The sequence below is a fragment of the Jeotgalibaca arthritidis genome, assembly GCF_011100465.1.
GTDB lineage: Bacteria > Bacillota > Bacilli > Lactobacillales > Aerococcaceae > Jeotgalibaca > Jeotgalibaca arthritidis.
Genome location: NZ_CP049740.1, coordinates 1333518 through 1357057 on the forward strand (window position 1 = coordinate 1333518; position 23540 = coordinate 1357057).

General features: G+C 39.3%; 23 protein-coding genes. 16 read left to right on the forward strand and 7 right to left on the reverse strand.

Features of this window, described 5'->3' with window-relative positions; genetic code table 11:
• Window positions 1–135: 135 nt before the first annotated feature.
• The 3 genes from G7057_RS06880 to G7057_RS06890 form a co-directional block, all read right to left on the reverse strand.
• Window positions 136–420: a DUF896 domain-containing protein gene (locus G7057_RS06880; RefSeq protein WP_166162263.1), complete on the reverse strand. Its 285-nt coding sequence runs from the start codon at window positions 418–420 to the stop codon at window positions 136–138.
• A gap of 42 nt (window positions 421–462) precedes the next feature.
• The gene (locus G7057_RS06885) at window positions 463–1074 is read right to left on the reverse strand and encodes an alpha/beta hydrolase (RefSeq protein ID WP_166162265.1); all 612 of its coding nucleotides are present in this window, start codon (window positions 1072–1074) and stop codon (window positions 463–465) included.
• A 90-nt stretch (window positions 1075–1164) separates the two neighbouring features.
• The gene (locus G7057_RS06890) at window positions 1165–2331 is read right to left on the reverse strand and encodes an ROK family transcriptional regulator (protein WP_166162267.1); all 1167 of its coding nucleotides are present in this window, start codon (window positions 2329–2331) and stop codon (window positions 1165–1167) included.
• Window positions 2332–2534: 203 nt separating this feature from the next.
• Here G7057_RS06890 and xylA point away from each other — a divergent pair, with 203 nt between their 5' ends.
• The 3 genes from xylA (at window position 2535) to G7057_RS06905 (ending at window position 6972) form a co-directional block, all read left to right on the forward strand.
• Window positions 2535–3845, forward strand: coding sequence for a xylose isomerase (gene xylA / locus G7057_RS06895; RefSeq protein WP_166162269.1), 1311 nt, complete (start codon window positions 2535–2537; stop codon window positions 3843–3845).
• Between the two features lie 18 nt (window positions 3846–3863).
• Complete coding sequence (xylB, locus tag G7057_RS06900; RefSeq protein ID WP_166162271.1) at window positions 3864–5354, forward strand: xylulokinase; 1491 nt, start codon at window positions 3864–3866, stop codon at window positions 5352–5354.
• Window positions 5355–5478: 124 nt separating this feature from the next.
• Window positions 5479–6972 carry a UDP-glucose--hexose-1-phosphate uridylyltransferase gene (locus G7057_RS06905; RefSeq protein WP_227004563.1) on the forward strand — a complete coding sequence of 498 codons (1494 nt, stop codon included), beginning with the start codon at window positions 5479–5481 and terminating at the stop codon, window positions 6970–6972.
• A gap of 215 nt (window positions 6973–7187) precedes the next feature.
• Here G7057_RS06905 and G7057_RS06910 read toward each other — a convergent pair whose 3' ends face one another.
• On the reverse strand, window positions 7188–7415 hold the full coding sequence (locus G7057_RS06910) for a CsbD family protein (protein WP_166162273.1): 228 nt from the start codon (window positions 7413–7415) through the stop codon (window positions 7188–7190).
• A gap of 223 nt (window positions 7416–7638) precedes the next feature.
• On the opposite strand from G7057_RS06910, the gene tsaB reads away from it, so the two are divergent.
• From tsaB to G7057_RS06935, 5 genes are all read left to right on the forward strand, one after another.
• Window positions 7639–8364 carry a tRNA (adenosine(37)-N6)-threonylcarbamoyltransferase complex dimerization subunit type 1 TsaB gene (gene tsaB, locus G7057_RS06915; protein WP_166162275.1) on the forward strand — a complete coding sequence of 242 codons (726 nt, stop codon included), beginning with the start codon at window positions 7639–7641 and terminating at the stop codon, window positions 8362–8364.
• Window positions 8348–8935, forward strand: a complete 588-nt coding sequence (gene rimI / locus G7057_RS06920; protein WP_166162277.1) for a ribosomal protein S18-alanine N-acetyltransferase — start codon at window positions 8348–8350, stop codon at window positions 8933–8935. The genes tsaB and rimI (G7057_RS06920) overlap by 17 nt, the downstream gene beginning before the upstream one ends.
• Before the next feature lie 21 nt (window positions 8936–8956).
• Window positions 8957–9421 carry a ribosomal protein S18-alanine N-acetyltransferase gene (gene rimI, locus G7057_RS06925; RefSeq protein ID WP_166162279.1) on the forward strand — a complete coding sequence of 155 codons (465 nt, stop codon included), beginning with the start codon at window positions 8957–8959 and terminating at the stop codon, window positions 9419–9421.
• Window positions 9422–9451: 30 nt separating this feature from the next.
• On the forward strand, window positions 9452–10468 hold the full coding sequence (gene tsaD / locus G7057_RS06930) for a tRNA (adenosine(37)-N6)-threonylcarbamoyltransferase complex transferase subunit TsaD (protein ID WP_166162281.1): 1017 nt from the start codon (window positions 9452–9454) through the stop codon (window positions 10466–10468).
• Window positions 10469–10534: 66 nt separating this feature from the next.
• On the forward strand, window positions 10535–11329 hold the full coding sequence (locus tag G7057_RS06935) for an SDR family NAD(P)-dependent oxidoreductase (RefSeq protein WP_166162283.1): 795 nt from the start codon (window positions 10535–10537) through the stop codon (window positions 11327–11329).
• Window positions 11330–11364: 35 nt separating this feature from the next.
• Here G7057_RS06935 and G7057_RS06940 read toward each other — a convergent pair whose 3' ends face one another.
• Window positions 11365–13311, reverse strand: coding sequence for an ABC-F family ATP-binding cassette domain-containing protein (locus tag G7057_RS06940; protein ID WP_166162285.1), 1947 nt, complete (start codon window positions 13309–13311; stop codon window positions 11365–11367).
• A gap of 321 nt (window positions 13312–13632) precedes the next feature.
• On the opposite strand from G7057_RS06940, the gene G7057_RS06945 reads away from it, so the two are divergent.
• Window positions 13633–14262: a redox-sensing transcriptional repressor Rex gene (locus G7057_RS06945; protein ID WP_166162287.1), complete on the forward strand. Its 630-nt coding sequence runs from the start codon at window positions 13633–13635 to the stop codon at window positions 14260–14262.
• A gap of 33 nt (window positions 14263–14295) precedes the next feature.
• Here G7057_RS06945 and G7057_RS06950 read toward each other — a convergent pair whose 3' ends face one another.
• On the reverse strand, window positions 14296–14502 hold the full coding sequence (locus G7057_RS06950) for a YdiK family protein (protein ID WP_166162289.1): 207 nt from the start codon (window positions 14500–14502) through the stop codon (window positions 14296–14298).
• Between the two features lie 36 nt (window positions 14503–14538).
• Window positions 14539–15210: a CPBP family intramembrane glutamic endopeptidase gene (locus G7057_RS06955; RefSeq protein ID WP_166162291.1), complete on the reverse strand. Its 672-nt coding sequence runs from the start codon at window positions 15208–15210 to the stop codon at window positions 14539–14541.
• 211 nt (window positions 15211–15421) lie between these two features.
• Between G7057_RS06955 and groES the strand changes: the two genes are divergently transcribed.
• The 7 genes from groES (at window position 15422) to G7057_RS06990 (ending at window position 23447) form a co-directional block, all read left to right on the forward strand.
• Window positions 15422–15706, forward strand: a complete 285-nt coding sequence (groES, locus tag G7057_RS06960; protein ID WP_166162293.1) for a co-chaperone GroES — start codon at window positions 15422–15424, stop codon at window positions 15704–15706.
• Between the two features lie 26 nt (window positions 15707–15732).
• A complete protein-coding gene (gene groL / locus G7057_RS06965) occupies window positions 15733–17349 on the forward strand; it encodes a chaperonin GroEL (protein WP_166162295.1) in 1617 nt (538 codons plus the stop codon).
• Between the two features lie 194 nt (window positions 17350–17543).
• The gene (locus tag G7057_RS06970; protein ID WP_166162297.1) at window positions 17544–17840 is read left to right on the forward strand and encodes a hypothetical protein; all 297 of its coding nucleotides are present in this window, start codon (window positions 17544–17546) and stop codon (window positions 17838–17840) included.
• On the forward strand, window positions 17837–18643 hold the full coding sequence (locus G7057_RS06975; protein ID WP_227004564.1) for a DeoR/GlpR family DNA-binding transcription regulator: 807 nt from the start codon (window positions 17837–17839) through the stop codon (window positions 18641–18643). The genes G7057_RS06970 and G7057_RS06975 overlap by 4 nt, the downstream gene beginning before the upstream one ends.
• Window positions 18643–19581, forward strand: coding sequence for a 1-phosphofructokinase (gene pfkB, locus G7057_RS06980; protein ID WP_166162299.1), 939 nt, complete (start codon window positions 18643–18645; stop codon window positions 19579–19581). Before G7057_RS06975 ends, pfkB begins: the two co-directional genes overlap by 1 nt.
• Window positions 19568–21430 carry a PTS fructose transporter subunit IIABC gene (locus tag G7057_RS06985; RefSeq protein ID WP_166162301.1) on the forward strand — a complete coding sequence of 621 codons (1863 nt, stop codon included), beginning with the start codon at window positions 19568–19570 and terminating at the stop codon, window positions 21428–21430. Before pfkB ends, G7057_RS06985 begins: the two co-directional genes overlap by 14 nt.
• A 130-nt stretch (window positions 21431–21560) precedes the next feature.
• Window positions 21561–23447, forward strand: coding sequence for an alpha-amylase family glycosyl hydrolase (locus G7057_RS06990; RefSeq protein WP_227004565.1), 1887 nt, complete (start codon window positions 21561–21563; stop codon window positions 23445–23447).
• Window positions 23448–23540: the final 93 nt, after the last annotated feature.

The window sequence follows — 23540 nt, forward strand, 5'->3', positions numbered from 1 at the left end:
AATTTGCCCCATTGCGCGCTTCGCTGCTCGCTAACGCATATCATTCGACTAACCCGCTGAAGCGTGAAGTCTCCTGACAATTCAGGGTCAAATTTCCTATTTTTTCATAGGCCAAGGCGAACTTGTCCGCTTTTCTTATTCTTTTTCTGAATCCATAAAGGTGATATTGTTACTTTTTAGAATACGTTGTGCGTTTTCTAGGTGCATATCACGCTGTGCTTTTTTTAGTTTCTCAGGTGTTACGTCTGTTCCTTCTGGATCATAAACCGTTGAGTTCAAGAGAACATCTTGGAACGCATTGCGGAAGTTTTGTAGATATGCTTCACGCAATTTTTTTTGTTCTGCTTTTTCAGCGGTAGTCAAAGTTGTTGTTTTTGCTTTTTTTGCTAATTCGTTAATTCGTGCTAATGTTTTATCCATTTAGCCACATTCCTTTCTTGCTTAAGCGTACTGAAGAGGGTTTTAGGAAAGATTCTGTTGATACCATGACAAAGCATGTTCGACTTCGTCCTTGGTCAAAGAATGGCCAGCGTTTCCCCAAAAAGTTGTTACATTACCGTTTTTGGCTTCGATTTTATTGGTCAAACCATGTGTTTCGTCAGGTGGACAAATTGGATCATTGGTTCCTGCGCCAATAAAAATAGGCAATTGATTCAATTCGACCATATCCCGATTATGAAAAGGGACCATTGGATGCAATAGTAGGGCTGCTCGATATGCATCATTAAAGAAGTATAGCATACTTGCTGCTATATTTGCACCATTTGAGTATCCAAGTGCGACTACGTTTTTGCGGTCAAATCCGTATTCAACAGCCGCCTCATTCACAAATTGATAAAGTTCTTTTGTACGACTCTCTAAATCTTCTTCATCAAAGACACCCATGGCTAGTCGGCGAAAAAAACGATTCATGCCGTTTTCGGAAACATTTCCTCTTACACTTAGGATGCTAGCTTGAGGATTAATTGTTCTCGCAAGTGGAATCAAATCTTCTTCGGTTCCACCCGTTCCGTGTAGCAATAAGAAAACAGGTTGGGTCTTGTCATTTTCAATATATATATGATGATGTGTCATCTTGCATCCTCCTTTGACTCGGTTTTAATATCTCGGTTTCGAAGTAATTATAGCACGGATTGCTAAAAAGGTCAAAGGTGGAGAAAATGGCTAGTGCTTGTTTAATTGTAAGAAGTTTAAATTAGGAATATGGAAAAATGCTTGTAGATTGACAACTGTTCCGCCTAGCAAGGTGGCTTCTTTGCCAATGTTAGATAGTTCTAGCGGAACACTCTTAGCAAATTCACTGACCATTTTTTCTTGGATAAGAGTCAACAAAAAGGGTAACTCTTCAAATAAAGTAGCATTTAAAATGACTAATTCAGGATCAAAATGCACAATCAGATTATTCAATCCAACTGCCAAATAGCTGGCTGTTTTTATTACAAGTTCGACTTCTAGTTTTTCACCGTTTAAATAGCCAGCTGCTAAATCTTTTAGGCCGAGTTCAGGGTTATTGGTTTGATAACGGTAGCTTTCTAAAACAGCTAGCTCCGAACAATATTGCTCCATACAGCCTTCGTTACCACAGGGACACTTGATACCAAACGGTTGTATAATCATATGGCCAATTTCGCCACCTTGACCTCTATTGCCATGATAAAGCTCGCCGTTAATGAGAATACCGGCACCGATACCACTATGGATACTGATGCTAACAATGTTTTGTTTCATGGTGGTGAAGGCTTTTTCACCAAGAGCACTTAGGTTTGCTTCGTTTTCCAAAAAGATAGGAACATGAAGGAGTTCTTCTAATTCCTTGGTTAAATCAATGTCGTCTAAGTTCGAGTAAGGGGTAAATAGAATCTGGTTATCGTGAACAATACCGTGAACCGCTATGGTAATTCCAATCAGTTCAAAGGTTCGTTTAGAATAGTGGTGTTCAAATTTAGTGACGATCTCTTTAATACGTTCTACGACAGTTTCCTTATTAATGGTGCGGCCAGTTTCTTTGTATTCGGCAATTAATTCACCATTTAAATTGGTTAAAATACTCGTAATATAATCGTAGCCTAAATCAATGCTTAATGAGCAACCTGCTTCTTTATTGAGTTCCAATAGTATCGGTTTTCTACCGCCAGAAGAGGTACTATTGCCAGCACCTGTTTCTAAGACGAGTGAGTCATCTAATAGTTTTTTGACAATTTCTGAAGTGGAGGCCTTGTTAAGACCTGTCACTTGGGAAATAGCGGCCCGCGATATAGCGGGGTGGTGGATAATAGTATTAAGAACGAGCGTCTCATTCTGTTCTCGAATAGAAAATTTATCAGTTATCATCATAATACTCCTTTTTAAAATATGGCTAGTTTGTTTAAGAATCGAATAATCTACCTTAAAATAGCACAAGTGATCATTCTTTGTAAAGAAGACGTTCAAATAAACATTTATACATCAGAAAAGAAAGCGTTTGACAATGAAAGTGCTATCAACTAGAATATAGTTAGTTAGCACAACAAACGAACAATAAAGGAGAATGAACCATGACTTTTTTTCCAAATGTAGAAAAAATTAAATATGAAGGTAAAAACACAGAAAATCCATTTGCTTTTCGTTACTATAACCCTGAGGAATTAGTTTTAGGAAAATCAATGAAAGATCATTTACGTTTCGCAGTTGCTTATTGGCATACATTCGTTAACGAAGGAAACGATCCATTTGGAGTTGGCGTTAACCAACGGACATGGTTAGCAGAAGATCCAATGGAAACGGCTAAAAACCGTGTTGAAGCAGCTTTTGAATTCTACCAAAAATTAGGAGTAGACTATTTCTGTTTCCACGATATGGACGTGGCACCTTATGGCGATTCATTAGAAACATTCTTCAAAAACTTAGATGAAATTGTTGATTTAATTGAAGAAAAAATGAAGGAAACAGGGATTAAATTACTATGGAATACAGCTGACCGTCATGCTAATCCAATCTATGTGAACGGTGCAGCATCATCTAACAATGCAGACGTGTATGCCGTATCAGCTGCTCAAGTTAAAAAAGGGATTGATATTAGCAAACGCTTAGGCGGTAAAAACTTTGTATTCTGGGGTGGACGTGAAGGTTACGAAAACTTATTGAATACAGACATGGCATTTGAAGAAGCAAATATTGCACGTCTATATAATATGGCAATTGACTACTCAAATGAAATTGGTCATGGGGACTTAACATTCTTACTAGAACCAAAGCCTAAAGAGCCAATGAAACACCAATACGACTTTGATGCTGCGACAACAATGGCCTTCTTGCAAAAATATGACTTAACAGATCGCTTCAAATTAAACTTAGAAGCAAACCATGCAACCCTTGCTGGTCATACGTTTGAACATGAAATGGCAGTAGCACGCAGCTACAATGCACTAGGTTCACTAGATGCGAACCAAGGTGATCTGTTATTAGGTTGGGATACAGATGAGTTCCCTACAGACCTATACTCAGTAACATTAACGATGTACGAAGTGTTAGAAAATGGCGGTATCGAACCAGGTGGTATCAACTTTGATGCGAAAGTGCGTCGGACATCATTCGAAATGGAAGACTTATTCCTAGCGCATATCGCAGGTATGGATACATTCGCACGTGGCTTGAAAGCAGCAGCACGTCTGAAAGAAGATCGTTTCTTCGATAAGATTAAAGAAGAGCGCTACGCAAGCTATCAAGAAGGTATTGGAAAAGACATTATTGATGATAAAACAGATTTGAAATCATTATTTGACTATGCTCTATCAAACAAAACCGTAACCAATAAATCAGGTCATATCGAGGCGGTTAAAGCTCGTCTAAACGACTACATTTATTAATAAACAGGAGGTAGAAAAATGGGATATGTTCTTGGTCTAGACTTAGGAACAAGCTCACTAAAGGGCCTGTTAGTTAATAAAAAAGGGGAGCTTGTTTACTCAACATCGGCGGATTACCCACTGATTCAACCTCAAAAAGGGTATAGTGAGCAAAATCCTGAAGAGTGGTTTCAAGCAGCCATTACTGTTTTAGAAGCAACCTTAACAGCCATTCCAGATGCTAGAGACCAATTAGAAGCCATTAGCTTTTCAGGTCAGATGCATAGCTTGGTGTTACTGGATGAAGCAGATCAAGTGGTTCGCAATGCCATTTTATGGAATGATGTGAGAACCACTCAACAATGTGAACGCATCAAAGAAACATTAGGCGACAAGCTAATTCCAATTACTAAGAACAAAGCACTTGAAGGCTTTACTTTACCAAAGATTTTATGGGTTCAAGAAGAGGAAGCTGAGAACTTTAAAAAGGCCAAGACATTCTTATTGCCGAAAGACTACTTAGGCTTCCGTTTGACAGGATCCAAACAAATGGAATATTCCGATGCGGCAGGAACCTTATTGTTGGATATCAATCAAAAAGCATGGAGCCAAGACATATTAAAAGCCTTCGACTTAGCAAGTGACTTTTGTCCGAAGCTCGTTGAATCAGCAGATAAAATTGGCAACCTTACTGAGACGATTAGCCAGCAACTAGGATTAAAACAAGCTGTAGCTGTTTACGCTGGTGGTGCAGATAATGCGAGTGCAGCTCTTGGAGCTGGGATTATTTCATCTGACGTCGGTATGGTGAGTATTGGGACATCTGGTGTCTTCCTATCTTATGAGGAGGCAGGAAAAGAATATGGCGGAGACTTGCATTATTTCTTCCATGTTTTAAAAGATGCTTACTATTCAATGGGTGTCACATTAGCAGCGGGTCATAGCTTATCTTGGTTTAAAGAGACCTTTGCTAAAGAGGAATCTTTCGAAGAATTACTAAAGGATATTCACCAAGTAGAGGCGGGATCGAATGGGTTGCTGTTTATGCCTTATATTTCAGGCGAACGGACACCTTATACAGACAGTCAAATTCGCGGCAGCTTTTTAGGAATGGATAGTGGTCATAAACGCCAACATTTTGCTCGTGCTGTTTTAGAGGGGATTACGTTTTCTCTGAAGGATTCGCAACACTTGATGGAAACGCGCGCTGGCAAGACATTTGAAAAAATTGTCTCAGTGGGTGGCGGTGCTAAGAATCCCGATTGGTTACAAATGCAGGCGGATATTTTTAACGCTAAAATCGTAACCTTAAAAACAGAACAAGGACCAGGTATGGGGGCTGTGATGTTAGCGGCACTTGGACAAGGCTGGTTTGATTCAGTAGAAGATTGTGTAGCAGCTTTTGTTGAAGAAAGTCAAACTTATTATCCAAATCCTGAACAAGTTAAGCGGTATGAAGCGGTTTATGCTATCTACCAACAAGGCTATGAGGCAACTAAAACCATTAGCCATCAATTAAGTCAGTTATAAAGCTAACCACCCAGTCAGATAACGACTGGGTGGTTTTATTGAAAGAAACACGCCAAAAATGTGGTAATATGCTAGAATAGCTAATAGACATGAATTCATTTCAAAAAAGAAAAGAGGTTTATCGGTGGAAACTAGCAAAACAATAGATCAGCTTATTTGCGATTTTGTAGCAAAAGGCGTGTCATCGCATATGATTCATCCTCTTGATACTTATTATGCGACTAATAGATTATTAAATATCTTAAAAAAAGATCATTTTGAGACTAACCTTCTGCCCTCTATGCCATTGCAGGGCTTACTGGATTTGATGGATCAGCTGGTTCAGTACGCTGTTGAAGAAGGCGTTATTGAAGATAACTTACGCAGCCGCGAAGAATTAGAAGCAGAAATCATGGATGTGGTAACGCCTGCACCTTCTGTCATTAATCGGACATTCTGGGAATCTTACCAAGAAGCCCCTATGCGAGCGACTGATGAATTTTATAAATTATCAAAACGTAATGACTATATCAAAACGCGTCATATTGCGAAGAATGAACAGTTTAAAGTGGATTCGAAATATGGCTACTTTGACATTACGATCAATTTATCTAAACCTGAAAAATCAAAACAAGAAATCGAAGAGGCAAAATTATCGGTAGGTAACTATCCAGAATGTCAGCTATGTGCGACCAATGAGGGTTATAAAGGAAGAGCAGGTATTTCAGCTCGGACTAACCACCGCGTTATTCGAATTCCTATTCAAGAAGAAAATTGGGGATTCCAATACTCACCATATGCCTACTATAATGAGCATTGTATCGTTTTCTCAAAACACCATACTCCGATGGTCGTTAACAAACAGACGATTAGTAATTTATTGGAATTAGTGACGGTCTTACCACATTACTTCATGGGGTCTAATGCCGGATTGCCTATTGTGGGTGGATCACTCTTAGGACATGATCATTATCAAGGGGGACGTCATCATTTTCCAATGGAAGAGGCCAAAGTATTGGAGTCTTGGGATTGGCACGCTGATTCAGAAGTTCGAGCAGAACGGTTACATTGGCCGTTATCCGTTATTCGTTTACGGGCTATTGATCCAAACTCACTGATTAAAGCGGGAGCTGAAATTATGGAGGCTTGGTCAACTTACTCGAATGAGGCGTTAGCGATTCTTTCTGAAACTGCTGGTGAAAACCATAATGCGGTCACTTTAATTGCCCGTCGTAATGGCGAGGCTTATGAATTGGATGTTGTTTTACGCAATAACCGCACAAATGACCAGTATCCAGATGGTATTTTCCACCCACATCAGGACGTGCAACATATTAAAAAGGAAAATATCGGCTTAATTGAAGTACTAGGAACGGCAATTTTACCGCCGCGTCTCAAGTCAGAACTAGCTGAAGTCACTCAGTTTGTTTTAGGCGAAACAGATCAAGTAGCAGATTATCATCTAGAATGGGCCAACGAACTGAAAGAAGCAGGTAACATAACCGCTGAAACAGCGACAGCTCTTATTCAAGAATCAGTCGGCAAAAAATTCGAGCGCGTGCTAGAAGATGCAGGTGTCTTCAAGCAAGATGAAGCAGGACAAGAAGCCTTTGCGGAATTTGTAAACCAATTTAAATAGAAATGAGAAAGAGGACAAAACCGGCTTTAATGGTTTTGTCCTCTTTTGTTGATGCGTTATGTCGAGTGGCTTAGCGAAGAAGTGTTCACTCGACAGTTTTTGAGCGAAATGTGTCGAGTGGCGCAAAAATAATGTCCCACTCGACAGATTAGCAGCTATTCCATACAAAAAGCCTTCTGGAATACTACTTCCAGAAGGCTTTTTCTTAATGAGATCTAGATATCGTCTACACGATCATCGGCTCTGCGTTGAAGCTCATCAATTTTATCGTCAGCTTTATCTTTAGCTTCACCGATTTTTTCTCTGGCTTCTCCTTTTTTCTGTTGCAGCTTACCTTCGATTTCTTTACTCTTATCATCGACTAAGTCGCCATATTCTTCCTTTACTTTACCTACAACCTTATCTTTCAACCCTTTTGCTTTATCTTCAAACCCTTTTGCCATTTGTAATTCCTCCTAACTTATAGTTAAAAATAAATATAAAAGAGAAAAGTTGTGCATCTCTTACTCTATATTTTAGGTAAATATAGAAAATATGCAAACAATAACCCTTATCGCTAAAAATGAGAAAAGGGCATGATAAGAAGATTTTTAGATGTAATTACGCTATAATGTGAGTAATAAAAAGAGTGAAGCCCGACGGAACAGGCTTGGAAGGAAGAGTTTTTTGAAAATACTAGCTATTGAATCATCAAATCAAACATTAAGTGTTGCGACTATGGAGGATGGATTAGTTGTAGCAGAATATACACGCAATGGTAATCTTCAACATAGTACGCAGTTGATGCCAGCAGTTCAAGATGTGTTGCAGGCTGCCAACTGGACACCACAGGACTTAGATCGTATAGCTATATCAAAAGGACCAGGCTCATATACGGGTGTGCGTATTGGCGCAACCATTGCTAAAACACTAGCATGGACACTAGATAAGCCGCTAATTCCTGTTTCCAGCTTAAAAGTATTGGCAGCTAATATTGACCATTTTGACGGCTTAGTCGTACCGATTATGGATGCGAGACGAAATAATATGTATACCGCTGCCTTTGAGATTACTAACGGGCAAATTGAAGAAGAATTAGCAGAGTGTCATATCGCCAGTGAAGACTGGTTTAATCAATTAAAAGAAACCAACAAACCGATTCTTTTTGTCGGCCAAGACCTTGCGAATTACCAAGACGCTATTGAAGCGAATTTAGGTCAACAGGCTTACTTTTCTCTTAAAAAGCAGTGGTTGCCGAGCGCTGGTGTGTTAGCTAATTTAGCTATAACTGCTGAAGCAGAAGATGTTCATATCTTTACACCGGAGTATTTGAAGAAGCCAGAAGCAGAAGAGAATTGGCAAAAAGCTCATGAGGGATCACGAAAGGGTGATTACGTTGAAAGAATTGATTAATCAATTCCAGAGTTTTGTAGAAACCATTCAAAAAGAAATTGTGCACCCACAAAAAAGTCAGTTTTTGTCGAGTCGTGTAGACTATTTACCCGACCATTTTCTATCGAGAAACGGTACGCAACTACGTCTAGAAATTGGCGAAAGACGTCATATTGCGGATGTCCTTTATATAGAAAAACTAGGCTATAAAGGCAAAACGCCTTGGGGCTATGCAGCCTTAGAAAATGATATTGTCAGAAATACCAAATCCCTTTATTTGATTGTTTATGAAGGCTTTGAGCCGGTTGCTTTTTTAGGCGTTAGACTGGAAGACCAAGACATTCATATTACTAATGTTGCGGTTGTACCAGATTGGCAGCAGCAAGGAGTTGGCCAGCAACTCTTCCATTTTTTAAAAGAAGTAGCGCGTGAAGAAGCTGTGAAGACCCTTAGTTTGGAAGTACGTGTGTCCAACGATCAAGCACAGGGGCTTTATCACAAATTGGGCTTTACGTCCGTTCGAATTAAGAAAAACTACTACCACGGTGATGGGGAAGATGCTGTGGATATGTTATTAACGTTAGACCAATGATATGAATAAGGAAGGTACAAGATGAAGGTGACAGACTCTGTAGTAATCCTTAACGGAGAAAATCCAACGATCGCTCAATCTTTGTATGATGTGACGGTTGCTGCAAACAACGGCCAAACAACTTGGAAAGTGTCCTCCTTTCAAACGGAACTTTCTGATTCTAACCATCTTTACTTAGGCTATTACAAAGAGGATCGCTTAGTCGGTTATATTGGCTGTCAAATAATTCTCGATGAAATGTCGATTAATAACTTTGCAGTACACTCAGATTACAAAAAACAAGGGATTGGCACAGATCTAATCAAGCAGCTATTAGCTGTTTGTGAAGAAAAGGAGATTCGCTTCTTTTATTTAGAAGTGCGCGTCTCTAATCAAGCGGCTATCCACCTTTATAAAAAGATGGGATTTGAGGAAGTAGCCCTTCGGAAAGATTACTACCAACAACCTAAGGAAGATGCCTATATCTTTCAATTGATAAAAAAATAAACCGGCTAGCCCTAGAGGTGAAGAGAAAAAATGAAGAAACAAGATGAATTAATTTTAGCAATCGAAAGTAGCTGCGATGAAACAAGTGCGGCTGTTATCAAAAATGGTGATACCATTTTATCGAATATTGTGGCATCTCAAATTAAGAGTCACATGCGGTTTGGCGGAGTTGTACCTGAAGTAGCTAGCCGCCACCACGTTGAACAAATCACACAAATTATTGAAGCAGCATTGGAAAAGGCAGAACTTGAAATGGCTGATATGGATGCCGTTGCTGTCACAGAAGGTCCAGGATTAGTAGGGTCTTTATTAATTGGTGTTAGTGCAGCTAAGGCATTGGCTTTTGCTCATGGGAAACCATTAATTGCAACCAACCATATGGCTGGTCATATCTACGCTAACCAGCTGGTTCAACCTCTACAGTTTCCATTACTATCACTAGTTGTCAGTGGTGGCCATACGGAATTAATTTATATGCCTGAAGATGGTGTGTTTGAGATTATTGGTGAAACACGAGATGACGCAGCAGGTGAAGCTTACGATAAAATTGGGCGTGTACTTGGCTTACCGTACCCAGGTGGAAAAGTGATGGATGAAATGGCACACCAAGGCGAAGAAACATACGATTTCCCACGTGCCATGATCCATGAAGATAACTATGATTTCAGTTTTTCAGGTTTGAAGAGTGCGGTTATCAACACCATTCATAATGCTAGACAGAAGGGCGATGACATCGATCCTCACAACATTGCCACTAGTTTTCAAGCAGCAGTAGTGGATGTGCTAGTTGCGAAAACTATTCGCGCTGCTAAAGAAAAACCGATTAAGCAACTCCTACTAGCAGGTGGGGTTGCAGCTAACAAGGGACTTCGTGAAGCCCTCACTCAAGCTGTTGCAAAAGAATTGCCTGATGTGGAGCTTCTTATTCCACCATTGTCATTATGTGGTGATAATGCTGCGATGATTGGTGCGGCTGCGCATTACCAATACATCAATGAATCATTTGCAGAGCTTAGTTTAAATGCGCGACCAGGTCTTGCTTTATAAGCGTCTTTCCTTATTAATCATTCAGCCAAAATGGCTGTTCGAAAATAAAGAGAATAGGTGATCAAGATGAAAGTAACGAACAAAACGATTGTCGTAACAGGTGCCGGTGCCGGAATGGGACGTGAAATTGTCTTAGAAATTTTAAGGCGAGGAGGCCGTGTTGCCGCAGTCGATATCAATCAAGCGAGTTTAGAACAAACCAAGCAATTAGCTGGTGAAAAGGCTAAAGATGTCTCACTCCATGTGATGGATATTAGAGACCAAGCGGCTATTGAAGCTTTGCCACAAACTGTGATCCAGCATCACGGTTCCATTGATGGTGTGATTAATAATGCCGGTGTTATTCAGCCTTTTATCCCAGTTTCAGAGTTAGACATGGATAAGGTTCGTTTCGTAATGGATGTTAATTTTTACGGGACGCTTTATTTTGTAAAGAGCTTGCTGCCTTATTTTGAACAAGCGCCAGAAGCGCATATTGTTAATGTATCGAGTATGGGTGGCTTTCTCCCTGTGCCGGGGCAATCTGTGTATGGTGCCTCTAAAGCAGCCGTTAAATTATTAACAGAAGGCTTACATTCAGAGCTGAAGGATAGCCATATCCATGTTAGCGTTGTGTTTCCGGGCGCTATTAAAACAGATATTATGACCAATTCGAAAGTTGATCGTGGTCCAAGTGCCGGTGACAATGAGAAGATGGCTGACAAGATTACAACAGCACCTGCAGCAGCTAAAATGATTGTTGATGGTATGGAGGCAAATAAATACCGGATACTTGTTGGGAATGACTCCAAATTAATGGACTTGCTTTATCGCATCATGCCTAAAAAGGCAGCAGCTATTATCGCAGAGAAATTGAAATAGTAAAAAGAGCCGTCGACGACGGCTCTTCTTTTGTCTTATAGATTTTCTAATTCTAGTGTTAATGATTCCCATTCGTGCAGCAAGTGATCTTGTTTTTCTTGCTGTGCGAGTAGTTGGTCATGTAAGTCTTGTACCTTTTCATGGTCACCAAATACTTCGGGAAGGGTAAGGGCTGTTTCGATTTCCTCAATAGCCACTTCTAATGCTTCTAGTTCTGACTCAGTACTTTCGATGGCGCGCGATAGTTTGCGTTCCAACTTAGCCCGTTCTTTATTGGATTGGTAATCTTTTTTCTTCGTATCGGTTTGAGTAGTCGTTGCTAACTCTGCTGCTGCTTCATCGAGAAGCAGTTGGGCGAGCGCAGCTTCTTCTTGTTTCTTCTCGACGTAATAATCGTAATCGCCTAAATAGAGTTTGCTACCATCTTCAGATAGTTCCAAAATACTCGTCGCAATCCGGTTAATGAAGTAGCGGTCATGCGATACGAATAATAGGGTACCATCGTATTCAATCAAGGCATTTTCCAATACTTCTTTACTGTCGATGTCCAAGTGGTTGGTTGGCTCATCTAGCATCAAAACATTGTTCTTTTCCAAGGCTAACTTACACAAAGATAGTCGAGCGCGTTCGCCCCCGCTTAGAGAATAAATCGTTTTTTCAACATCTTCACCGCTAAAGAGGAAGCTTCCCAAAATACTTCTGATTGCTGTCTCATTCATAGTGGGATGCAGATCCCAAATTTCAGCAAGAACGGTTTTATTTTCAGTTAAGTTTTTTTGTTCTTGGTCATAATAGCCGATTTCTAAGTTAGACCCATAATGGATGTCTCCTTTGATAAGTGGTAGTTCCTTGTTAATACTTTTAAGGAGAGTTGACTTACCAATCCCATTTGGTCCGACAATTCCAATGGCTTGATGTTTGCGCAAGTCCAAATGAATAGGGGCAGAGAGAATCGTGCTATCATAGCCAATGGCGCCATTTTCTAGAATCATGACCACATTGCCGCTTTCCTTTTCAATATCAAATGAAAAGCGAGCGGATTTTTCGTCACCTTTTGGTTTTTCGAGTCGAGTCATTTTATCAAGGCGCTTGCGTCGGCTCTGTGCCATTTTAGTAGTTGATGCACGAACTAAATTACGAGCAATATAGTCTTCTAATTTAGCAATTTCGCCTTGTTGTTTTTCGAATTGTTTCATTTCTTGCTCTAATCGGGCTGCTTTTTCTTTTAAGTAAAAGGAATAGTTGCCTTTGTAATAATGGATGCGATTGCGGCTAATTTCGTAGACACTGGTGGCCACTTTATCTAAAAAGTAGCGATCGTGAGATACGATAAGCAAGGTGCCACGATAAGCGATTAGGTAGTTTTCTAACCAAGCTAATGTATCAATGTCCAAATGGTTAGTTGGCTCGTCCAAAATAAGTAAATCATTTTTTTCGAGTAGGATTTTTGCAAGTGCTAGGCGTGTCTTTTGACCGCCGGAGAGTTGCGAAACAGGTCGTTGGTGGTCTTCCTCGTAAAAACGGAAGCCGTGTAGAACTGAACGGATTTCTGACTCGTAGCCGTAAGCATTCTTTTCTTGAATTTCTTGTTGCAAGCTATCATACCGTTTTAGAGCTGCTTCAAAGGCTAGAGTGTCTTGCATCAACGTTTCATCGGTCAAGGCATGGGCTGCTTCTTCAGCTTCTTTCGTTAGTTTAATAATAGGTTCGAAGACCGACAACATTTCTTCCCAAATGGTATTGTCGGAATCAACTGTACTGTATTGGTCTAAGTAACCAATACGGAGATCTTTTTTCTTGGCAATCTTGCCTTCATCTGTGGGTTCAAAATCAGCTAGTATTTTTAATAAAGTCGATTTACCAGCACCGTTACGGCCGACCAAGGCAATTCTCTCTTGATCTTGAATGGTAATTTGAATATTTTCAAATAGGACTGTTGAACCGAAATGACGCGCAAGATTTTGGCCTTGCAATAATATCATAGGTGTATCCTCTTTCTCTATATAATGGTCGTTAAAATGTCAAATAAGAACATGCCATTTCATTTTATCATAGAATTTTAACAAGAGATAGGAACATTAATAGAAAAGCTAATGATTGTGAATAATGTCGCTACTTTTATTTAAAGCTTATTAAAATAAGGAAAACAAAGAATTTTTTTCACAAAAAGATACAAATTAGAGCAAAATACTAGATATTTCACAATGTGGTGCTATAATGTTATTATGTATTAGATTGCTAAGATTATGTGATTATTCTTTTTTATATAGATTTAAAACGTTATGCTGAAAGGGAGCGTTGTAATGTCAACAGAAATACCAAGAGCAACTGCCAGACGGTTGCCAATTTATCACCGTTATTTGAGATATCTGCATAACGCAGGAAAAGCAAGAATTTCATCAAATGAATTAAGTGAAGCTGTCAAGGTGGACAGTGCGACTATCCGTCGTGACTTCTCTTATTTCGGTGCTTTAGGAAAAAGAGGATACGGTTATGATGTGGAGTATCTACTTGATTTCTTCAGTAAAACATTAAACCAAGACCGATTAACAAACGTTGCTCTTATCGGAGTAGGTAATTTAGGTCATGCTTTATTAAATTACAACTTCCACTTGAGCAATAATGTGCGCATCAGTTGTGCTTTTGATGTGAACGAAGAAATTGTTGGCAAAATCGTTAGTGGTGTTCCTGTTTATGATATGTCTGAAATGATTGAACAACTACGCATCCAACAAATCGATGTTGCCATTTTAACAGTCCCTCAAAATGTTGCTCAAAAAGCGACTAATGATTTAACTGAGGCTGGTATAAAAGGTATCATGAACTTTACTCCGATTCGATTATCAGTTCCAGAAGATGTTCGTATTCAAAATGTTGATTTAACGAATGAATTGCAAACATTGATTTATTTCTTAGATAATAATATTTCCTAATAAAAAACAGTTAAGCTGCGGCTTAACTGTTTTTTATTTAGGATCGATATTTTTCTTGATTTTATAATACGTATCAAGCATTCTAATGCCGTTAACAATATTATTTGTAGCGAATAGAATACTTAGAATAGCTAAAAAGCCCCAGCCTGATGTGTTGACACTATCAACGGCAAAGTAGACAAATAGCAAACCAAAAACAAATTTCATACCGATTTGGATGAGAATATCTTTTAAAGTCATGAGATTCCTTTCTAAACAAACATAAATAATAAGCGGTTATTGAAACAGCTCAGGGAAATAAAGCGGTAAGCTGGCATAAGCATTCATTAAAGCATGCGCCATGATAGGGGTAAAGATGTTATTGGTTTTAAAGTATAAATAGCAAAACCATAATCCTAAAGACCCGTAAACAAGCATATGACCATCAAAGTGGATAAAGGCGAACAACAATGAGCTGATGACAGCTGATCCGACAATTCCGACACTTGATGAAGAGAGTTGGGCAAAAATCGCTTTTCTAAAGACAAATTCTTCCATGATTGGTCCAAATAAAACAATCATAAAAATTAAGAAAGGATAGTCACTAGCGGTGTCTAACAAGGTTTGTGTATTGACCGATTCAGAAGAGACGTTAAAGACAGCCATTTCAATTAGAGACGTTACAATTTGAAGTACAATTGAGCCGACAAATCCAATTAATCCCCATAACACAATCTTTTTAGTAGGTGCAGATGGTTTATCCGTTAGTTCTGTTGAAGGAGTCCATTCCTTAGTTCGGTTGAGTAAAATCATCCCAATTGTTCCTAAAAAGGCAAATAAAATGGTTAAATTCAACCTCATTTCAATTTGACGATTTTCTAGGAATAAAAACATTAAGGGAAGGGGTAATAGCTGAGCAGCGATGTAAACAAAAATAATTTTAGTCGCTGTAGAAAGTTTCTTTTTCATAAATCTCACCTTTCTGTTAAAGTTAAAAAGCAAGGATGCTTTTTCTTCAATAACGTGAAGTTTAAAGTCTATATGAAAGTATATCACAATTTTAAAAAAAAATAATAGTTTTGTCTTGCATTCACTAGTAGATTTGATTAATATAGAGTCATAGATTAGCACTCGTTAGATGAGAGTGCTAATTCAAATGATAGATTATGGAGGGATATTTGTGTTAAAACCATTAGGAAACCGCGTTATCATTGAAGTTGCTCAAGAAGAGGAGCAAACAGTCGGAGGGCTGGTGTTACCATCTTCAGCACAAGAAAAATCACAAACAGGTATTGTGATTGCAACGGGCGAAGGACGAGTAACTGACAACGGTACAAAGATTGACATGGTTGTTAAAGAAGGGGACCGTGTTCTTTTTGAAAAATATTCCGGTACCGATATTAAATACCAAGGCAAAGATTATCTCGTTATTAAAGAAACAGATGTCGTTGCAATTATTGACTAATTAAATTGATGAGGTGAATAGAAATAATGGCTAAAGATATTAAATTTTCTGAAGACGCTCGTGCAGCCTTACTAAGAGGCGTTGATATACTAGCAAATACAGTAAAAGTAACACTTGGACCAAAAGGACGTAACGTTGTTTTAGAGAAAGCATACGGTTCGCCGCTAATTACAAATGATGGTGTTACCATTGCTAAAGAAGTTGAATTAGAAGACCACTTTGAAAACATGGGTGCTAAACTTGTTTCTGAAGTTGCATCTAAAACAAATGATATTGCGGGAGACGGAACAACAACAGCAACTGTTTTAACGCAAGCCATCGTACGCGAAGGATTGAAAAATGTAACTGCCGGTGCAAACCCAGTTGGCATTCGTCGTGGTATTGAGTTAGCAACGAAAGAAGCTGTTGCTGGACTAGCAGAAATTTCTCAAACGGTTAACTCAAAAGAATCAATTGCTCAAGTAGCTGCTGTTTCTTCAGGTTCTCGTGAAGTAGGGGAATTAATTGCTGAAGCAATGGAAAGAGTTGGTAACGACGGCGTTATCACTATCGAAGAGTCAAAAGGAATTGACACAGAATTAGATGTTGTTGAAGGTATGCAATTTGATCGTGGTTACTTGTCACAATACATGGTAACTGACAACGATAAAATGGAAGCAGAACTTGAAAATCCATTTATCCTAATTACTGATCGTAAAATTTCTAACATTCAAGATGTTTTGCCTTTGCTAGAAGAAATTTTAAAAATTGGTCGTCCATTATTAATTATTGCAGACGATGTAGATGGCGAAGCACTACCGACATTAGTATTGAACAAATTACGTGGAACATTCAATGTTGCTGCTGTTAAGGCACCAGGATTTGGTGACCGCCGTAAAGAAATGCTACAAGATATTGCTGTATTAACAGGTGGGACAGTGATTGCTGAAGACCTAGGACTAGAGTTGAAAGATTCAACAATCGAACACTTAGGACATGCAAGCAAAGTTGTCATCACAAAAGATAATACAACAATCGTTGAAGGAGCAGGGGACAAAACAGCAATCGCACAACGCGTTGCTCACATTCGCGCCCAAGCAGCAGAAACGACATCAGACTTTGACCGTGAAAAACTACAAGAACGCTTAGCTAAATTAGCTGGTGGTGTAGGAGTGATTAAAGTTGGTGCTGCTACAGAAACAGAATTAAAAGAACGTAAATTGCGTATTGAAGATGCACTTAATGCAACTCGTGCAGCAGTTGAAGAAGGAATCGTAGCTGGTGGTGGTACAGCGCTTGTCAATGTTCAAGCTCGCGTAAGTGCGCTAGAACTAACTGGAGATGAAGCGACTGGTGTTCGTATCGTGGCTCGCGCTTTGGAAGAGCCAGTTAGACAAATTGCTGAAAATGCTGGACTAGAAGGTTCTGTTATCGCTGCAAGAATTAAAGGTGAAGAACAAGGCATGGGTTACAACGCAGCAACTGACGAATGGGTAAACATGATTGAAGCTGGAATCGTTGACCCAGCTAAAGTTGTTCGCTCTGCTTTACAAAATGCAGCAAGTGTTGCCGGACTAATCCTTTCAACTGAAAGTGTTGTTGCAGACAAACCTGCTCCAGAAATGCCAGCACCTGGAATGGATCCAGGCATGGGTATGATGTAAGACAAACAAAAAGAGAATGGGCATGCCCATTCTCTTTTTTTGTTCGCTTAAAAAATAATACAAATTAAGAGGAGTGTTTATCAGTGTCAAACGAATACTGAGACTCTATTTTTGATGTCCATTAGCTAGCTCACTTTGAATGATATACATCGAAAATGGATGGGTCGGTTATTTTTTTTACAAAAGTATTAGGAATGACAGTCGTTCATGAAGAAGGTGACGACTTTGCAACATGGATATCCGTTTCTCCACTTGTTCATGAGCTTGCTTTGATGGGTGATGAGTTGGGGGCACACAGTCTTGAAGACAAGGTTGTTACGGTTGAAAATGCCTATGGATTGATTAATTTATTGGAATTTTCTGAACGTCATGTCTTTGGCAGATGCGGACACTGGACATTAATTGAGAAATCTCAAGATAAACAGAATATAATCATCCAGAAAAGAGGCGAAAGCCTCTTTTTTTTGCTTCATTTGAACGAAAATGAATGATTGTGGTTGAATTTGGCTGTTTTTGGTGGTATATTAATGGCGAGGTGAGGAAAGTGCTTACAGACGAACGGTATCGATTAATATTAGAAAGCTTAGAAAGAGAATCATTTGTTAAATTACAAGACTTAGTAGATATAACAGAATCATCAGAATCAACTATCAGAAGAGATTTAAAGAAACTTGAAGAAGAAGAAAAACTTGTCCGTGTTCATGGTGGTGCACGACGCATTCATCATCTTGTTGGCGAAGATATGATGGAAGAAAAATCATTTAAACATATTGATGAAAAAAGAGACATTGCAAAATTAGCAGCTAGCTTGATTCGAGACAAAGAACTGGTTTATCTCGACGCAGGGTCAACAACTTATGAAATGATTCCCTTTTTAAAAGGAAGAGAGATAACCGTTATAACAAATGGGATTCCGCATGCAAGCCTATTAACAGATTTAGGAATAACAACTATTCAAATTGGTGGGAAGATTAAACAGCGAACGAAAGCAGTCATTGGTCCTGAAGCACATTGGCAAATTCAAAATTATCATTTTAGCAAAGCATTTTTAGGTATGAATGGGATTGATGTTGATTATGGCTATACGACACCCGATGTTGAAGAAGCAGCGATTAAACAACTGGTGATGGCAAAGTCAGGCCGATCGTTTATTTTGGCAGATGCGTCGAAAATAAATACAGTGACCTTTGCAAAAGTTGCGGATATTGAAGATGCAACTGTTATTACGACAGCTCTTTCGAAAGAGTTGAAAGCGTTATTAGAGGAACAAACAACAGTAATGGAGGTGGAATGATGATTTACACAGTGACGCTAAATCCATCAATTGATTATATTATTCACCTTGATCACCTTGATATAGGAGGGGTCAATCGTATTTCGAAAGACTTCAAATTACCTGGTGGGAAAGGGATTAATGTATCGCGTATCTTAAACCAACTGGACATCTCAACAACGGCACTTGGTTTCACAGGTGGCTTTACAGGACGATTTATCACAGATTGGTTAGATCAGGAAGGGATTCAAACCGACTTTATTGAGGTTAATGATGACAGTCGCATAAATGTTAAATTAAAAGCAGAAAAAGAAACAGAGATGAATGGCGATGGACCTTATATAGATGCAGCTCAAGCAGACTTACTGCTTGAACAATATGACCACTTTACAGCAGATGATCTCGTTGTTCTATCCGGTAGCCGACCAAAAAGTTTGAGTGATCGTTACTATCAACAAATGATTCAAAAGCTAGCTGGAAAAAATATTCCCTTTGTTATTGATACGACAGGGGCAGACTTGAAAGCCGCGCTCCCTTATGAACCATTATTAGTTAAACCCAACCACCACGAATTGGGAGATTTGTTTGGCGTTCAACTAGAGACGGTCGCCGATATGATTCCTTACGGCAAACTGTTGTTAGAAGAAGGTCCTCAATTTGTGATTATTTCACTAGCTGGCGATGGCGCTCTTTTATTTAGCCAAGAAGGAACTTATCACGGACAAGCGCCTAAAGGAAAGGTAAAAAATTCAGTAGGTGCAGGGGATTCTATGGTAGCTGGATTCGTAGGCACTTATAGCCAAACTCAAAATCCTTTAGAAGCATTTAAATTCAGCATTGCCTGTGGAAGTGCTACCGCATTCTCCGATGACTTAGCGAAACGACCGGATATTGATGCCTTACTTTCAGATATACAAATTAAAAAAATAGATGGAGTTGAAACGTATGAAGATCAATGATGTGTTACTTAAGGAACTCATGATTATGGATTTGACAGCCACAACAAAGGAAGCGGTCTTGGACGAAATGATTGCCAGTCTTATTGGCCATGGCATTGTGACCGATGAGCAAACCTTTAAGGCTGGCATCCTAGCTCGTGAGAACGAGTCATCGACAGGCTTGGGCGATGGAATAGCGATGCCACACGCTAAAAACGCTGCTGTTCAAAAGCCAGCAGTCGTTTTTGCTAAAAGTAAAGCCGGCGTTGATTATGATTCGCTAGACGGACAACCGGCTCATTTGTTCTTTATGATTGCTGCACCAGAAGGCGCTAATAATGTTCATTTAAATGTATTAGCATCTCTATCCCGTCAATTAATTAATCCGGAAGTCTTGAGTCAACTGAAGGCAGCTCAAAATGCGGAAGACGTTCAAGCTATTTTTTCGGCTGCAGAAGAAACCGCTGATAAAGAGAAAAGCCAAGAAATAGAGTCAGTTGGCGAGCGACCATTTGTTGTCGCTGTTACAGCTTGTCCAACCGGTATTGCCCATACTTATATGGCAGAGGATGCCTTGAAAAGAAAAGCGGCAGAGCTAGGGGTTGATATTAGAGTTGAAACTAACGGGTCTGAGGGTGCTAAAAATATTCTAACTGATGAAGAAATTCAGCGTGCATCAGCTGTCATTATTGCGGCGGGCAAAAAAGTATCCTTGGACCGATTCGATGGCAAAGCCGTTTTACAACGACCTGTCAGTGATGGCATAAACAAAGCAGAAGAATTGATTAATAAGGCAGTCAAACAAGAAGCACCTATTTGGCATGCTACGGGTCAAGTGAGCCAAGCAGAGCAGACTAACGAAAAACAATCTGGACTAGGCAATATTTACAAGGATTTAATGAACGGCATTTCTCATATGTTGCCATTCGTAGTAGGTGGCGGAATTATTTTAGCGATTTCTTTCTTATTTGAAAGTAGCTTTGGTAGTGACAGTATTTTATTTGAATCCTTCAATACGATTGGCGGAACAGCCTTTACCTTCTTAATTCCTATTTTAGCAGGCTATATTTCTTATAGTATTGCCGATCGACCTGGATTACTGCCAGGTATGGCAGGCGGGATGATGGCTGTTAATCAAAATGCAGGTTTTCTTGGAGGCTTAGTAGCCGGTTTTATGGCAGGTTACATTGTTCATACGCTCAAAAAAGTCTTTAAAAACCTTCCGAAAACGTTAGAGGGCTTAAAACCGATCTTAATCTACCCTGTCTTTGGCTTATTAATTACGGGATTATTGATGTTCTTTATTGTAGGGCCTATTTTCTCAGCGATTAATACAGCAATGCTGACATTCTTGGAGAACTTAGGGGCGACAAATACTATCTTATTAGGCGCACTACTCGGTGGTATGATGGCGATTGATATGGGTGGTCCGTTCAATAAAGCAGCCTATGCCTTTTCAATTGGTATCTATACGGATACGGGCGATGGTGCCTTTATGGCCGCTGTTATGGCAGGTGGTATGATTCCACCATTGGCAATTGGTTTGGCAACTCTATTGTTTAAAGATAAATTTACAGATGCGGAACGCCAATCAGGCTTGTCTAATTTTGTCCTAGGCTTTTCATTTATTACAGAAGGCGCTATTCCATTTGCGGCAGCAGATCCATTGCGTGTCATTACATCGTCCATCATTGGATCGGCAATTGCAGGTGGCTTAACACAGTTTTGGCAAGTTTCTATTCCAGCACCTCACGGCGGTATCTTTGTAATTGGCTTGGCCGAACAGCGATTAATGTTTATTTTAACACTTCTCATTGGTATGGTTATTTCAGCTGTTATTTTAGGTCTATGGAAGAAAAAAGTTATTTAATGAATAGAATGAAAAAGCTGTCTGAAGAGGCAGCTTTTTTGTGTGAAAAAAGTTAGCGCTAACAAATGGAATTTTGTTGCTAATAGATAGAACGGATGATATCGTTTACAAAAAAAGGAGTGGATTGATTTTGAAACAATTTCTTGTCATTGCTTTGTCGGCAATCGGTATACTAACAGCTTGTTCAGATGCGGGTACTCATGAAATTACTTCTCAAACTTCTAACGAGCCAGAGTTACTCACAGCAAAAGAGATTCAGCTTTTACCAGAATATCCAAGTCAACAAGATAGTATTTTATTAACGATTGACGAATCCGTTTATTTCAACGATGTCATTAAAGAAATCACTCTGGATGCGACAGCATTCGGAATTGAAGCACCCATCACAATGGACGGGTCGCTAAATGAAATTAGTTTTGGTATTGATGATCAGCTTTCTCCAGGCGAGAAGACACTTGTGCTAGCTGTAACAGACCAGAACAATCACACCGAACAAATCGAAAAAACAATTACTGTAGTAGCGAAAGAAGAAAAAGATAGTCCTTTAGCTTTTGATTGGGACGAAGCTCGTATTTATTTTGCTTTAACAGACCGTTTTTATAATGGGGATCCTTCCAACGATAATCCCTTTGATGACGTCATTGATTTAGACCATCTTGAGACCTATCATGGTGGTGACTTTCAAGGGTTGATAGATAAGATACCTTATTTGCAGGGGTTGGGGATTAATACCTTATGGATAACGCCAATTGTTGATAATATTGATTGGAATGTCAGAGCAGGGGTCAATGATAAGCAATATGGCTATCATGGCTATTGGGCAAAGGATTTCACACAGTTAGATGAACATTTAGGCGACTTAGCAACTTTCCACCAACTCATTGAAACGGCTCATGACCATGGCATAAAATTGATGGTTGACGTTGTCTTAAATCATACGGGTTATGGAATGAAGATTACTGATGGGGATCAATCCATTGCGAATTTTCCGACTAAAGAGGAGCAAATGGTTTTTGACGGGCTGATTCGAACAGATCCCGTTGCGAATCACCAAATTGTAGGTGAGCTATCAGGATTACCCGATTTACAAACAGAAGAGGCAGATGTAAGGCAACAAATCATTGAATGGCAGACGGATTGGTTGGAAAAAGCTCAAACAATTCGAGGCGATACCATCGATTTTTACCGAGTAGATACGGTTAAGCATGTAGAAGATACGACTTGGAAGGCTTTTAAAAATGAATTAGTAAAAGTGAAATCAGATTTTAAATTAATTGGTGAGGATTATGGTGCTTCAATCGATAAGAATGGCGGCTATCTGAATGACGGTGAAATGGATAGCTTACTAGATTTTGAGTTTAAACAAATAGCGGGTAGTTTCGTTAACTGGGATGTTATGGGGGCACAAGAAAAATTAATTGATCGGAATAATAAGCTGACATCTGATGCGACGATGGGGCAATTTTTATCTAGCCATGATGAAGATGGTTTTCTCTATAAGCAAGCAGGTGGCGACCTCGGTAAGCAAATGGTTGCGGCGTCCCTAATGATTACAGCTAAAGGCCAACCAGTCATCTATTATGGAGAAGAAATTGGCTTAACAGGAGCGGCTGCTAAAAATATGGATAATGGCGAATATAGTGAGAACCGCTATGATTTTGATTGGGAAGCAAGCGAAGGATCGGGCAGTCAAGTTTATAATCACTACAAAACACTATTAAATATTCGCAAAGATTACAGCAAACTGTTTTCTAAAGGCAGTCGCGAAACGATTGCGGGTTCTAATGATGAGGGCTACCTTGTCTTTAGTCGTAGCTATCAAGACGAGCAAGTTGTGATTGCCTTAAATATCTTCGATCAAGAAAAAGAAGTGACTATTGAACTTCCTTTTTCAACGTCTAGCCAAGTCATCGACCGCTATAGTGGCAAAAGCTATACTATACCATCTGATCGTAAACTTACCCTAACCCTTCCTCCAAGAAGTTTAGGTGGCACTGTGATTATAACAATGGAATAAGAAAAGCATCTATACTTTGACAGTTGTCTCTGTTCCTCTGTTTGATTTCATGCTAAAATAGATGAAGTCATAATGACTTTAAGGAGGTAATAG